The organism is Glaciimonas immobilis (assembly GCF_011947285.1).
Lineage (GTDB): Bacteria > Pseudomonadota > Gammaproteobacteria > Burkholderiales > Burkholderiaceae_D > Glaciimonas > Glaciimonas immobilis.
The window spans coordinates 120683-134364 of record NZ_JAAOZT010000017.1 but is presented as its reverse complement, the minus strand read 5'-3'; the positions used below and the strand labels follow the sequence as shown (position 1 = coordinate 134364).

The 13682-nt window shown below is 50.4% G+C and carries 12 protein-coding genes; 10 read left to right on the top strand and 2 right to left on the bottom strand.

Annotation, left to right across the window (positions count from 1 at the left end; all coding sequences use genetic code 11):
- Positions 1–44 precede the first annotated feature (44 nt).
- Both HAV38_RS20495 and HAV38_RS20490 read right to left on the bottom strand, forming a co-directional pair.
- Complete coding sequence (locus tag HAV38_RS20495) at positions 45–347, bottom strand: hypothetical protein (protein WP_168057252.1); 303 nt, start codon at positions 345–347, stop codon at positions 45–47.
- Positions 348–760: 413 nt separating this feature from the next.
- A complete protein-coding gene (locus HAV38_RS20490; protein ID WP_168057251.1) occupies positions 761–1162 on the bottom strand; it encodes a hypothetical protein in 402 nt (133 codons plus the stop codon).
- 285 nt (positions 1163–1447) lie between these two features.
- Between HAV38_RS20490 and HAV38_RS20485 the strand changes: the two genes are divergently transcribed.
- From HAV38_RS20485 to HAV38_RS20440, 10 genes are all read left to right on the top strand, one after another.
- Complete coding sequence (locus tag HAV38_RS20485) at positions 1448–1585, top strand: hypothetical protein (protein WP_168057250.1); 138 nt, start codon at positions 1448–1450, stop codon at positions 1583–1585.
- A 489-nt stretch (positions 1586–2074) separates the two neighbouring features.
- Entirely contained in the window at positions 2075–3559 is a 1485-nt protein-coding gene (locus tag HAV38_RS20480) for a SulP family inorganic anion transporter (protein ID WP_168057249.1), read from the top strand.
- A gap of 488 nt (positions 3560–4047) precedes the next feature.
- Positions 4048–5055 carry a tRNA dihydrouridine(20/20a) synthase DusA gene (dusA, locus tag HAV38_RS20475; RefSeq protein WP_280730161.1) on the top strand — a complete coding sequence of 336 codons (1008 nt, stop codon included), beginning with the start codon at positions 4048–4050 and terminating at the stop codon, positions 5053–5055.
- Positions 5056–5379: 324 nt separating this feature from the next.
- Positions 5380–6489, top strand: coding sequence for a bifunctional 3,4-dihydroxy-2-butanone-4-phosphate synthase/GTP cyclohydrolase II (gene ribBA / locus HAV38_RS20470; RefSeq protein ID WP_168057247.1), 1110 nt, complete (start codon positions 5380–5382; stop codon positions 6487–6489).
- A 183-nt stretch (positions 6490–6672) separates the two neighbouring features.
- Positions 6673–7161, top strand: a complete 489-nt coding sequence (gene ribH, locus HAV38_RS20465) for a 6,7-dimethyl-8-ribityllumazine synthase (RefSeq protein WP_168057246.1) — start codon at positions 6673–6675, stop codon at positions 7159–7161.
- Positions 7162–7442: 281 nt separating this feature from the next.
- Entirely contained in the window at positions 7443–7925 is a 483-nt protein-coding gene (gene nusB / locus HAV38_RS20460) for a transcription antitermination factor NusB (protein ID WP_168057245.1), read from the top strand.
- A 343-nt stretch (positions 7926–8268) separates the two neighbouring features.
- Positions 8269–9453, top strand: a complete 1185-nt coding sequence (locus HAV38_RS20455; RefSeq protein WP_168057244.1) for a pyridoxal phosphate-dependent aminotransferase — start codon at positions 8269–8271, stop codon at positions 9451–9453.
- 179 nt (positions 9454–9632) lie between these two features.
- Positions 9633–10325 carry a fumarylacetoacetate hydrolase family protein gene (locus HAV38_RS20450; RefSeq protein ID WP_168057243.1) on the top strand — a complete coding sequence of 231 codons (693 nt, stop codon included), beginning with the start codon at positions 9633–9635 and terminating at the stop codon, positions 10323–10325.
- Between the two features lie 389 nt (positions 10326–10714).
- The gene (gene maiA, locus HAV38_RS20445) at positions 10715–11377 is read left to right on the top strand and encodes a maleylacetoacetate isomerase (RefSeq protein ID WP_168057242.1); all 663 of its coding nucleotides are present in this window, start codon (positions 10715–10717) and stop codon (positions 11375–11377) included.
- Between the two features lie 386 nt (positions 11378–11763).
- The gene (locus tag HAV38_RS20440; protein ID WP_168057241.1) at positions 11764–13638 is read left to right on the top strand and encodes an ABC transporter ATP-binding protein; all 1875 of its coding nucleotides are present in this window, start codon (positions 11764–11766) and stop codon (positions 13636–13638) included.
- Positions 13639–13682: the final 44 nt, after the last annotated feature.

The following is a 13682-nucleotide window of genomic DNA, read 5'->3' as shown; positions in this document are numbered from 1 at the left end:
GCCTCGTCTGATTTTAGACGCATTAATGCCTGTTGCTAATCATTTCAATGGCCGGCGTATAAGTTACGCCTTTGCGTCATGAGGTCCGCGCTGGTATTCGTCACATTTGATTGGACATTTTCTTTCATGCAATCCTTCATCATCTGCGGCATTTTTTTGTGCATTTCCGGAGCCATTGATTCACCCAATTTTTCATTCATTCCTGATTGAGTAGCATCAGCCTGCGCAAGCTGAATGGTGTTGAATTGTTGGGCCTCTTGATTTAATTGCGCGTCGGTGCCAGCGAAAGCAGGTAATGCGGCAGCAATGCCACTGATACAGAGCATAGTGATAAGTAGTTTTTTCATAATAAGTTCCTGGATAAATGATTGGTGTTCCTGCACGTAATATATTTTTCTTACACGTTTTTATCCCACTAATTGAGCCACCGGCAGTACAAAATTCGGAACGCAAGTTGGGGGATATTTGATTCATCTGGAACAGCGAGGTCGCGCGCAGAGGTAACGGAAAAATCCTGTGCGACAAGCTGGCGCGAATGCGCGATTGCACGGCGCTGTGCCTCGACCGCCGTGAGCGGCACTTCCGCTGCGTAGACGCTGGCAGTAAAAAGCAGGGATCCAGCCAGCGCAGAAATAATCCGCGCCGGAGGGCGCGCATTACGCACTAATAATAGTGGGGATGACAGACAACCTCCAGACAGCAATAGGCAACATCCGGCGTGCCCATAGCACGACGATGACGAACTAAGCGATCTGAAAAGTTAAATACGGAAACAGCAATGCTGGATGGATAACGGCGGCGCAGTCGTCCGTCGTAAATAAAAAGCCTCTGTTGATAGGGTCATCGCGTTATAGGTGGTGGTAGCGCCAGGCAATATCAGCCTCAGTGCGGCTACTACGAACGGTGAAACATCCGGCGACGCCGGTTTGTCCAGTGACTGGTTATTCACCAGGTCGCTGGCCTGGCACAAATTGGGCTGCATCGCATCTGTGCCTTGGCAGTCAACCATGGATTGCTCAGACACCACTCTGGCCGATGACTCGCTGACCTGCCCGATCTTCAGGCCGGGACACGCATATGCCGCCGAAGCAAGCTGGGTGAACAGCATGCTGATCAACACAAGGATCGCGGCAATCAGGCGGACCAGGCGGGGAAATTTCATAGATATTCGTGGTTACTTGATTTGTATTTCCATAAGACAAATTTATTGTCAAGTAATGATGGTCACCGGTGCTTGGCTCTCGATTCTCTCAAAAAACTGCATGTTCATGGACAACCAGGTTCACCAGATATCTATGACATCATCATGCTTCCCCCAGGGGGAAGGTCAAGGATTATTTTAGTACAAGCTGGGGACTCAGCACTATTTTTATGACAAAGGATAGTCTGATCACCTCATACCTAGGTGAGCGCTATGCTTATATAGCCGATATAAAAAAGGAGAAATATGATGAATTGTTTTGCGATCCTGAGTGGGCATAGCCCTATGGTGTGGGTAATGGGTTCGTTCATATTACTGACGTTGGTCGTATTGCCACTGGGCGGAGTGGCACTCACAAAATATTTGTCTGCACTTGGTAAGTAGTGATCGTTCATCCTCCGTTAAGTTGAATTAAGGCCGCTACAGAATAGTGTGTAAACCGGCTTGTGCGGGAAAGTAGCGACCCGTTAAATCGCACAGCTCGCAGCAACAATGTAATTAGTCTTGGTTGTAGAGATGTTTTTTGCAAAAAATAGGCCCGTCGCTTATAATTAATTGCCTATCCACATGATCTTGCAGTACTGCCTCGCAACCTACCTATTAGACCCATGTAATAGCATTGAACCCCTCCCTATCGCTAGGCCGCTAGATACCGCTTTCTCGCTGTGGTTCGCATGCGTAGGTTCATACCTTATCGCTCATTTTTTGGGCGGCGCATTCTTTCTCATTAGTTTCAATAGCAGTGACGATCCAGGGATGGTTCTCGCGCTTGAATAACGCTTGCGGGCCTACAGCGCTTGGCTTGGCGTATCGCATCTACAAACCAGATGCGAGACGCCCCTTATCACCAACGCTTAATGAATAGAAAATTTTATGAAGACTCATACATTCCGAGAAGAGTGGTTCTCGAACATCCGGGGGGATGTCTTGGCCGGTCTCGTCGTCGCTTTGGCGCTAATTCCTGAAGCAATCGCCTTTTCCATTATTGCCGGGGTCGACCCGAAGGTTGGACTCTACGCAGCATTCATTATCGCCGTCGTCTCTGCGTTTGCCGGTGGTCGGCCTGCGATGATCTCCGCAGCAACTGGTGCAATTGCGTTGCTTATTGTGTCACTGGTCAAAGATCATGGCGTCCAGTACCTGTTTGCTGCCGGTATTCTGGCTGGCGTATTCCAGATCGGGGCTGGTTATTTGAAACTGGGCGCATTGATGCGCTTTGTTTCACGCTCTGTTATTACTGGCTTCGTGAATGCGTTAGCGATTCTTATTTTTTGGGCGCAACTGCCACAACTTAAGGATGGCAATTGGATCGTGTTTGTATTGGTTGCAGGCGGCTTGGCAATTATTTACCTGTTGCCTCGCATCGTCAAGGCAGTGCCCTCGCCGCTGGTTTGTATCGTGCTGTTGACGATCATTTCCATCACGTTCCATTTACCTGTTCCCACAGTGGGCGACATGGGAGCATTTCCTGATAGCCTGCCAAATTTCATGATCCCAAGCGTGCCGTTCAATATCGAAACGCTTAAAATTATTTTCCCGTACTCCGCAGCCATTGCTGTTGTCGGGTTATTGGAGTCCCTGATGACCGCAGCGATCATCGATGACTTTACAGACACACCAAGCGACAAGAACCGTGAGTGCCGTGGGCAAGGCATCGCCAATATCGTGGCTGGATTCATCGGCGGTATGCCAGGCTGCGCGATGATCGGTCAATCGATGATTAACGTACAATCCGGTGCGCGTGGACGCCTGTCGACTTTTATTGCCGGTATCGCTCTGTTAATCCTCGTGGTCTTTCTGGGCCCTTGGGTGAAGCAGATACCGATGGCCGCATTAGTTGCCGTTATGATTATGGTCTCGATCAGTACCTTTAGCTGGCGCTCACTGAAAAATCTTTCAATACATCCGACGACTTCTTCAATCGTTATGATCGCAACTGTCATTGTTGTGGTCACTACAGGCAATCTGGGGGTTGGCGTTGGTGTGGGCGTTCTTCTGAGCGCAATCTTCTTTGCCTCCAAGGTTCGGCAGGTTTTGCGGGTCGAATCAATATTGAGTGATGATGGCAAGTACAGAAAATACCTAGTGCGAGGCCAAGTATTCTTTGCGTCTTCTGAAGCATTGATCGGCGAATTTGACTTCAAAGAAGAAATATCGTCTGTCGAACTCGACTTGTCGCATGCTCACTTCTGGGATATCACCGCGGTAGAAGCCCTGGACCGTGTAGTTCATAAATTTCGTCGCAATGGAATTCAGGTCGATGTGTTTGGCTTAAATTGCGCGAGTGCAACAATGATAGAAAAATTCGCCACGCACGACAAAGCCCTGCATGCCAGTGGACAGGAAATGGCACATTAAACGAGGTTAAATGAAGTGGCAGTATTGAGAAAGAGCTGTCTTTCATCGTACCTCGATTAGCGTGTTTGTCGCTAAATCGGGCAAGAGGACATTACCAAGCGCTGTTTTGAGCGTGCACAATTCCGCAGGCTTATTTTTACCAAAGGGTTTTCTGTACCGATCTCTCTAATACAGTGGGCGGTAAGAGCACCGATTGTCATCTCTGCTATGATACGTCCGTCCTGAAACTTCAGCGATCGCATGTCGGATTCAACCTTAGATGCCCATTCTTGGGCACGCGCTTTTGTATCGAACATCTCGCTTACCGCAGGGAAACCTTGCTTGTGTACCCGGGCGCGGCAGCGCTTACCGATCTTTGAATAGTTGCCATTGATATAAATGGTTGCCCAATTTGTGTCCAATGACAGATGATAAACCCTTAAATAACGTGAATTTCCGTGAGTTCTAATATAGTTAGCAATCCCTTGGAAACCCTTGCCGCGCTTGATATAGTGCCGAAATGCCGGGGGCGTAAAATATCTGTTGCGCCCATGATGGACTGGACTGACCGGCACTGCCGCAGATTCCATCGTCAGATTACGCGCCACACATGGCTATATACCGAAATGGTGACAACGGGCGCGTTGCTGCATGGTGACGTGCCGCGTCACCTTGACTTCAATGGCGAGGAGCATCCGGTCGCTTTGCAGCTAGGAGGAAGCGACCCTGCCGACCTGGCAAAAAGCGCCAAGCTTGGGGAGCAGTGGGGCTATGATGAGATCAATCTGAATTGCGGTTGCCCATCCGAGCGGGTGCAAAAAGGGGCCTTTGGTGCCTGTTTAATGGCCGAATCGTCGCTTGTTGCCGACTGCGTCAAAGCCATGCGCGATGTGGTTGATATTGACGTAACGGTAAAACACCGCATTGGTATAAACGATATCGAGTCATACGATTTTGTGCGCGATTTTGTGGGTACGGTTGCGGATGCCGGTTGCCAGACATTTATTGTGCATGCGCGTAATGCGATTTTGAAAGGGTTGAGCCCTAAGGAGAATCGCGAGATTCCGCCCCTAAAATATGCGTTTGCTTACCAATTAAAGCGCGATTTTCCGGGTCTTGAAGTAATTATCAATGGGGCAATCAAAACGACCGCCGAAATTGACCTCCACCTGCAGCATGTTGATGGCGTTATGCTCGGACGCGAGGCATACCACAATCCTTTTTTAATGGCCGATTTCGACGCCCGCTATTACGCGGACACGGAGGCGACGCCGAGATCCCGCGCCGAGGTGGTGGAACTGATGCTGCCTTATATTCGGGAACAACTCGCGTTATATGGGCAAGATGGCAATGGTTTGCGTTTAAACAGCATTACGCGGCACATGCTGGGTTTGATGGCTGGTCTACCAGGTGCGCGCAGCTTTCGCCAAGTGCTGTCAGATTCAAAAAAGTTGAGGACGGGCGGCCCTGAGTTGCTACTGGAAGCCTTGCATGGCATGCCGGCATTGGCTACTTAAATTTAAGTTGCCATGGAGTAAGATGATGTCGCCTAGGGAAGGGAATCGTAGATGCGTATGTGGATTAGCGGTTAATAGTTAGCCAATAAATAGGATGGTATTGCCTCACTGTTCCGCCGAATCCGTGCCCGGATCTCTCTTGGCAAAAGGCTAATTTCGATAAATAGCTGCTCTTGACAATGTTGCCGTGATATATATAGCAATTATTGCTGGCATCTTCAATATTGTCGGCAGCTACAAAGCGGTCCTGACGGGTTAAATCTATTAAAATAGCGGCCTGTTACCAAATTTGTCGTTCAATTCAGGCCTATTCAGGGCAACAACATGTCAATCGCTACAACAGAAGAAATTATTGCCGAACTCCGCGCCGGCCGAATGGTCATTTTAGTTGACGAAGAAGATAGAGAAAACGAGGGCGATCTTGTCCTTGCCGCGGATTTTGTGACGCCTGAAGGGATTAACTTCATGGCGCGCCACGCGCGTGGTTTGATTTGCCTGACGCTGACTGAAGAACGGTGTGCGCAGTTGGAACTGGGCATGATGACCAGTAAGAACGGTACCGCTTACGGGACCAATTTCACGGTCTCGATTGAGGCGGCAGAGGGGGTAACTACCGGTATTTCGGCAGCTGACCGTGCACGCACGATTCAGGTTGCGGTAGCAAAAAATTCCAAGGCGAGTGATATTGTACAGCCCGGTCATATATTTCCTGTAAAGGCGAAAAAGGGCGGCGTGTTGATGCGCGCAGGTCACACCGAAGCGGGTTGCGATTTGACGCAGATGGCAGGATTGACGCCAGCGTCGGTGATTTGCGAGATATTAAAAGACGATGGCACCATGGCGCGTTTGCCGGACCTGCTAGAGTTTGCGAAGGAACATAGTCTCAAGATCGGAACGATTGCCGATCTGATACATTATCGCAGCCATCACGAGAGCATGATTGAGCGCCTTGCCGAACGTATCACGCATACGGCGCAGGGAATGTTTAAGACAATCGCCTACCGCGACACGCCAAGCGGCGGGGCGCATTTGGCGCTGTTGCATGGCACCCCTGCTTCAGACGTTGAGACGCTGGTACGGGTGCATCAACCGGTATCGATACTCGATTTGCTGGAGACCAATGCCACCAACCATTCCTGGAATATGACGTCGGCGCTGGAGGCAATTGCAGCCTCGCCCTGTGGCGTGTTGGTGCTATTGAATTGCGAGCAATCGTCGGAAGAAATATTTGCTAAATTTGCAGCACTTACCAACTGCGGAGAGGCTGCTGCGGCGCCACCGAAGCTAGATTTGCGGACCTACGGTATTGGCGCTCAGATTTTGAAAGACCTTGGCGTCGGCAAGATGAAGTTGTTGGCCAGCCCAAGAAAAATGCCATCGATGGTTGGTTTTGAGCTGGAAGTGACGGGGTATCAGAACAAACCGAACAACTAACTGTCATTAACCAATGTACGTCAGAAATGGCGGGGGTTTGTCGAAATAAGCGATTTATGGAAGCGCAAGCATCTTGTTAGCCATAAGATCGTTTATGGCGAATTTTGGTCATCGGCCGTTTTCACCCGGAAAGCAGTCGCTACTTGTTAGTGCAATAACGCGCATTGCGCATAAAGGAAAACCATGACAGTCGGATCTTACGAACCCAATCTCGATGGCGTTGGCTTGCGAATCGGTATTGTTCAGGCGCGCTTTAATGAAGATGTCTGCCACGGCTTGCTGTCGGCATGCTTGGGTGAATTGAAGCATTTGGGCGTTGTGGATGAAGATGTTTTACATGTCAGCGTGCCCGGGGCATTAGAAATTCCGCTAGCGTTGCAGAAGTTAGCCGAAACTGCACAGTTCGATGCGCTGGTCGCTATCGGTGCCGTGATTCGTGGTGAGACCTATCATTTTGAGCTGGTATCGAATGAATCCGGCGCAGGCATCAGCCGCGTCGCACTAGAGTTCGGAATTCCGATAGCAAATGCAGTGTTGACGACTGAAAATGACGAACAAGCCGAAGTACGGATGGCGGAGAAGGGTATTGACGCCGCCCGCGTAGCGGTCGAGATGGCTAATCTGGCAATTGCACTGGATGAATTGGCCGAGGCGATCAGCGACGAAGATTGAGTGTGTTGTTTGCGCGTAATTGATGGTGATTTAACCTTAATTTATGTGGCGATCACCCGTCATGCAGCTGTGCACTTGATTAAATGATGTTTTGTATCATTATTCGAATAATAATTTAAATAATAAGCGCAGCGCAATTGAAGGACCAAATATAGAAGTTACCAGCAGCAGAAAAGTAAAAAAACCAAGTAATAAAATACAGTAATAAGTTGCGCCACAGCCGTGCGTATTTAAATGATTCACCGCCAGTCGTGAGGCTGGAAAGATAAGTCGGAAAATTTATGACCAATAAATCCCAAGAGCACCCAAAGCACGCCAATCCAAGCAAGAGCCGCACACCGCGTCATCGAGCGCGCGAGTTTGCGTTGCAGGGGCTGTACCAATGGTTGCTCAATAATGAGGATGTATACGCTATCCAGGCCAATATTCGCGAAGCGCACGGGTTTGATAAAGCGGATGCAGAGCATTTCAACTCGGTGCTTTATGGTGCGATCAAAGATGCGGAAGCGTTACGCGCAGAGTTGGCACCGCTAATCGATCGCAAAATTAACGAACTATCACCGGTCGAGCATGCGGCGCTGTTGATCGGCGCATTCGAGATGCAAAATCACCTCGAGATTCCCTACAAGGTGGTCATCAACGAGGCGGTCGAGCTGACCAAATCCTTCGGCGGTACCGATGGTCATAAATACGTCAACGGCGTGTTGGATAAGTTCGCGGCAAAAGTGCGGGCGACGGAAGTGAATGCAGGACGTCGTTCTTAACGTTTTGCCGTCAACAGGATACCGGCACCGAATGCGGTCTTTGATCGTTAAATAATAGAGAGTCGGTATCGGTCTCCTGGCTAGTCAGTTAGTCCCTCTCCGCTAACTTCGGGTATATATTTTCGGGGGTCTATAGTGACATCTGAGTAGCTAAAGAGACTTAGATAGCGCGCTGTAAAGCCGATATTTGGGGCGAGTTATGCCCGCGCTACCCGTTTAAACGATTACCCATTCAACGCGGCGCAGTGAGTGATAGATCTGGCCGATTGCCTGCCTATTATGCACAATCGGCTGGCGCAGAAAACGATTTCCCCCTTTATTTTTTTATTACAAAGATGTTTCAATGAACTTTTCCAGTCTGGCTTCGCGTCTTGATAATATCGCCCCCTTTCACGTCATGGAACTGGCGAAAATGGCGACAGCACTCGAACATCAAGGTCGCGATATCATCCACATGGGAATCGGCGAGCCGGACTTTACAGCGCCGCCGTTAGTGGTGGAGGCAGCCACCGCCGCGATGCAGGCTGGCAAAATGCAATACACGTCGGCTACTGGCTTGCTGGCGTTGCGGATCGCGATTTCTGAACACTATCAGCAGGTTTACGGACTTAACATTGCGCCGTCGCGTATCGTCATCACCGCAGGTGCCTCAGCGGCACTACTTTTGGCCTGCGCCGCATTGGTTGAGAAGGGCAGTGAAGTATTGATGCCCGATCCCTCTTATCCTTGTAATCGACACTTTGTGGCGGCATTTGATGGTACGGCAAAAATGATTCCGAGCGGTCCCGCTGAACGCTTTCAGCTATCCGATGCGGCGGTGCGTGCGAATTGGGGCGAAGCGACCCGCGGCGTACTACTGGCATCACCATCCAACCCAACTGGCACTTCCATTCTGACCAGTGAGTTGGAGAAGATCGTCGCGACGGTACGTGCTTATCAAGGTTTTACGATAGTCGATGAGATCTATCAGGGGCTGACTTACGATGCCGCGCCGTTTTCTGCATTGTCGCTCGGCGACGATATTATCGTGATTAATAGCTTTTCCAAATATTTTAATATGACCGGCTGGCGCCTGGGCTGGCTGGTTTTGCCAGAGGCACTGGTAGCGCCGATTGAGAAGCTGGCGCAGAATCTGTTTATATGCGCGTCTTCGATTGCCCAACATGCCGCGATCGCCTGTTTTGCCCCGGCATCGATTGCGATTTACGAAGCACGTAAAGCCGAGTTCAAAGAGCGACGCGACTTTCTGGTGCCAGCGTTGATCGCGCTTGGATTTAAGGTTCCGGTTGTACCGGACGGCGCGTTTTATGTGTACGCGGATTGTAGCGATTTGAGCGATGACGCGGACCGCCTGACCAAAGAAATTCTGAACGAGGTCGGGGTAAGCGTCGTGTCGGGCCTCGACTTCGGTCCATTCACCGCCTCCAGCTATATTAGATTGTCATACGCGACATCGATGGATAATTTGTGTGAAGCGGTGCGCCGACTCGCAATATTTTTCGGTAAAGAAACCGTCATAGCGCCTTAAGTTTAAGGTGCGTAAAGGTACAGGACAGTAGGTTCAAAGGCCGCTACCTCTGGCTGCAAATTATGTATTTCACTATGTATTACAGTGTGTGCTCAACCTGTGTCTCCCTATGATGCATTGCGTTTCACTATGCAATCGATTTGCAGGCGCGTAGTTCGCGCCATTTAAAGGAACCTCCCATGGAATTCATTTTCTCCCCACAGCAAGCAGCTGTGCCGATTGATGGCAGTAGCGAGTTATTTCCTGTGCATCGAATTTATTGCGTCGGCCGCAACTATGCAGAACATGCCAAAGAAATGGGTGATAACGGACGTGAAGCGCCATTTTTTTTTATGAAGCCAGCGGACGCTGTTTTGCCAGTGGCGCAAGGTAGCGTCGGCGTGATGCCCTACCCAACGATGACTAGTGATTTGCATCACGAAATCGAACTAGTCGTTGCTCTAGGAAGCGGGGGTAAAAATATTCCGGCTGCAGAAGCGGCGAGGCATATTTATGGCTATGCTGTCGGCCTCGATATGACCCGGCGCGATTTACAGGCAGCAGCCAAAAAATTGGGACGCCCTTGGTGTACTAGCAAAGGTTTCGATCAATCGGCACCGATTTCTTCCATCCAACCGATCAACGCCACGGGCCTGATTAAGCAAGGCGCTATCCAGCTCAGCGTTAACGGTCAATTGCGCCAGCAAGGTGACATCAATCAAATGATCTGGAGCATCGCTGAGACGATTGAACAATTGTCCAATTTCTACGAATTGCGGCCAGGCGATTTGATCTTTACCGGCACGCCGGCGGGCGTGGGCCCGGTTGTTCAAGGTGATTTGCTAGAGGGCAGCATTGAAGGCGTGGGTGAATTAAGTATTCGCCTGGTTTGAGCTCTTATCTCTCGCGATCAAGGTTAATAAGGCGGTTGAGGTCGTTGTGCATTATTTTTTCGCGTGCAAAATGGAGCGCTAATTAAGGGATCGCTCATACTAACGCGCCTCAAAAATGTTTATGCGTTTCTTCGTGACAAAGTCGCCATGCGTGGTGTCGCCCAGACGACGCAACGTAGCACCCGGTGTCGATGTCTGTAGCGTGCCTTTCCGGGCGCCCTTCAGTTGATTGCCGAGAAGTTGCGGACGTCAAACGCGCGTGTTGTAATATAGTGCGGCCTTGCCCGCCGCTCATATGCAACACACAGATTAGTCAGGGGTGGGCCACATATGTCTTAGGCTTGCTGCGTGACGTACGTGATTGATATTTCAAGTTCACAGGAAATTGCATGAAACTTTATAGTTACTTTCGCAGTTCTGCTGCCTATCGGGTGCGTATTGCATTAAACCTGAAGGAGTTGCCGTGCGATATCGTTCCTGTGCATTTGATTAAACACGGCGGCGAGCAGTTGAGTCCTATGTATCGGCAACTAAATCCGAGTGGTCAGGTACCGACGATGGTTGACGAGGACTCTTCTCAAGATCGCGCAGTACTTACGCAATCTCTGGCAATAATTGAATATTTGGAGGAGATGTATCCGCACGTGGCGCTATTGCCAAAAGCGCCATTAGATCGCGCATTCGTGCGCAGTATCGCTTTGATGATTGCCTGTGATATTCACCCGATCAATAATCTGCGGGTGTTGCGTTATTTAAAGCGCGATTTGAAGTTGGAAGAGGACGCCAAAAATGCCTGGTATCGGCATTGGTGCGTACTCGGACTGACAGCGCTGGAAGCGACGCTCGCCGCCGATCCGCGGGTGGGCAAGTTTTGTTTTGGCGATACGCCGACGGTTGCGGATTGCTGTCTGGTACCGCAAATTTTTAACGCCAAAAGGCAGGAGTGTGACCTGTCCGCTTTTCCGACATTAACCCGCATTAATGACCACTGTCTTCAACTGGACGCCTTTATCATGGCGGCGCCTGAGAACCAAATAGACGCCGAGATTTGATGCGGAAATTTAACGCGGAAATTTAAAGTTAACGTTTCTTCCTGCGCGCGGCCGTCCCCGCAGGCCCTTGCTCATTTCTGCTTGAACGCTCCACGCTTAAATTTCAGTTACACTTCTACACAGGCGATGTAACCTTTTCCAGCCACGTGAGAGGACGTTGATAATGGCCACCCCGGTCTTTGGCCTGCTTGTAAATGTCTGCTCTACGTTTGCGTGAGTGGCTTGCCTCCTTGCCCGTATCCTCCGCTCGATTCATCTATCCGCATTATCTGCCTTCCGCGGCGACTTCGTTTATCGACGAAATGTGTTGACGGTATATCTACCGGCCTAAGCTTTATCGACCTCAAAAAGGTCGTTTTTTAAAAAATTTACTTTGGAGTATCAGTATGTTTCGCCTGTTCGAAAAGTTATTACACCCTTACCCAGAAACAGTTATTGCGCCACCTCCCAACGGATTTGTGGCGTTCATCTGGGCTTGCACCAAAGGCTTGCGCCGCTACATTATTGCTATGACCTTGTTGACCGCCACTATCGGCGCGTTTGAGGCTGTGTTATTTGCGATGATGGGGAAGATCGTGGACTGGCTTAGTCGGGTTCAACCATCGCTGCTATGGACGCAGGAGCGAGGAAGCTTGCTATTACTAGCCCTCGTATTGGTCGCCAGTCCGATTGTCGTCGCGCTCCAGACGCTGTTTAAACAGCAGGCGCTGGCCGGTAACTTTCCGATGATGCTGCGCTGGAATTTTCATCGCCTGATGCTTAATCAGAGTATGCACTTTTATCAAGATGAATTTGCCGGTCGCGTCGCTGCCAAAGTGATGCAAACCGCGCTGGCGGTACGCGATATCTGTATGATTTTGGGCGACATTCTGGTGTTCGTCATGATTTACTTTGTCACGCTGGTAGCGGTCGTGGGTAGTTTTGATCTATGGATGTTGTTGCCATTTCTCGGCTGGGTAATCTTGTACGGATTTGCATTGCGCTATTTTGTGCCGCGTCTCAGCCGCGTAGCGCAATCCCAGGCAGATGCGCGATCCTTGATGACTGGCCGGATCACCGATGCCTATACCAACATTGCGACGGTTAAATTATTTTCCCACGCTGGTCGCGAGGCGGGTTATGCGCGTTCAGCCATGCAGGAATTTTTACACACTGTACATCGGCAGATGCGGCTGGTCAGCGGTTTTGAAATCGTTAATCATATTCTGAGCATGTTGTTGATTATCAGCACCGCCGGCGTAGTGTTATGGTTATGGACCCAAGGCCAGGTCGGCATCGGGGCGGTTGCTGCCGCAACGGCGATGGCATTGCGCCTGAGCGGCATCTCGCATTGGGTGATGTGGGAGATGGCCTCTTTGTTCGAGCAGGTTGGTACCGTGCAGGATGGTATCAATACGCTGGCGCGCGCACATGCGGTCAATGATCTTCCTAATGCTAAGGCATTGCGCGTGGATCGCGGCGAGGTGCGGTTCGAACATGTGAACTTTTCGTATGGCGGCCCGCGTCCGGTGATTCAGGATTTATCGCTGCATATTGCTCCTGGAGAAAAAATAGGGCTGGTTGGGCGCTCGGGCTCAGGTAAGTCGACTATCGTTAATTTGCTTTTACGGTTTTATGATGTAGAGCAAGGACGTGTGTTGATCGATGGGTTTGATGTACATCATGTGACGCAGGATAGTTTGCGTGCCCAGGTCGGCATGGTCACACAGGACACCTCGTTATTGCACCGATCAGTGCGCGATAATATTCTCTATGGCCGTCCTGATGCCAACGATGCCGATATGATCGCTGCGGCCAGGCGGGCCGAAGCGCATGATTTCATACTCAACCTGATGGATGCCAAAGGGCGGACGGGTTACGACGCGCACGTTGGCGAGCGCGGCGTGAAGTTGTCCGGCGGTCAGCGTCAGCGGATTGCGATTGCCCGGGTGATGTTGAAGGACGCCCCGATTTTATTGCTCGACGAAGCGACCAGCGCGCTGGATTCAGAAGTGGAAGCAGCAATCCAGGCCAGTCTGTATCGCCTGATGGAAGGTAAAACAGTCGTCGCGATTGCTCATCGACTGTCAACTATCGCTGCCATGGATCGTTTGATCGTATTAGACAAAGGATGCATAGTAGAAGAGGGGAGTCATCGTGAACTGCTGGCAAGCGGTGGGTTGTATGCACGACTATGGTCGCATCAAAGCGGTGGATTTTTGGGTGAAGAGACAGGTGACGAGTCAGCTGATCAAACGCTAGCTGAGGCTGTGCAAGTTTAACGGCCCTGCGCGCGTCTGCCGAGATGCGCGCCCATAATATCGGG

What these genes read in the sequence shown, in the direction of transcription:
- HAV38_RS20480 (WP_168057249.1), top strand. Translation starts at nt 2,075, where the DNA reads ATGAAGACTCATACATTCCGAGAAGAGTGGTTCTCGAACATCCGGGGG.
- maiA (WP_168057242.1), top strand. Translation starts at nt 10,715, where the DNA reads ATGAAACTTTATAGTTACTTTCGCAGTTCTGCTGCCTATCGGGTGCGT.
- HAV38_RS20485 (WP_168057250.1), top strand. Translation starts at nt 1,448, where the DNA reads ATGATGAATTGTTTTGCGATCCTGAGTGGGCATAGCCCTATGGTGTGG.
- HAV38_RS20490 (WP_168057251.1), bottom strand. Translation starts at nt 1,162, where the DNA reads ATGAAATTTCCCCGCCTGGTCCGCCTGATTGCCGCGATCCTTGTGTTG.
- HAV38_RS20495 (WP_168057252.1), bottom strand. Translation starts at nt 347, where the DNA reads ATGAAAAAACTACTTATCACTATGCTCTGTATCAGTGGCATTGCTGCC.
- nusB (WP_168057245.1), top strand. Translation starts at nt 7,443, where the DNA reads ATGACCAATAAATCCCAAGAGCACCCAAAGCACGCCAATCCAAGCAAG.
- HAV38_RS20455 (WP_168057244.1), top strand. Translation starts at nt 8,269, where the DNA reads ATGAACTTTTCCAGTCTGGCTTCGCGTCTTGATAATATCGCCCCCTTT.
- HAV38_RS20440 (WP_168057241.1), top strand. Translation starts at nt 11,764, where the DNA reads ATGTTTCGCCTGTTCGAAAAGTTATTACACCCTTACCCAGAAACAGTT.
- HAV38_RS20450 (WP_168057243.1), top strand. Translation starts at nt 9,633, where the DNA reads ATGGAATTCATTTTCTCCCCACAGCAAGCAGCTGTGCCGATTGATGGC.
- ribBA (WP_168057247.1), top strand. Translation starts at nt 5,380, where the DNA reads ATGTCAATCGCTACAACAGAAGAAATTATTGCCGAACTCCGCGCCGGC.
- ribH (WP_168057246.1), top strand. Translation starts at nt 6,673, where the DNA reads ATGACAGTCGGATCTTACGAACCCAATCTCGATGGCGTTGGCTTGCGA.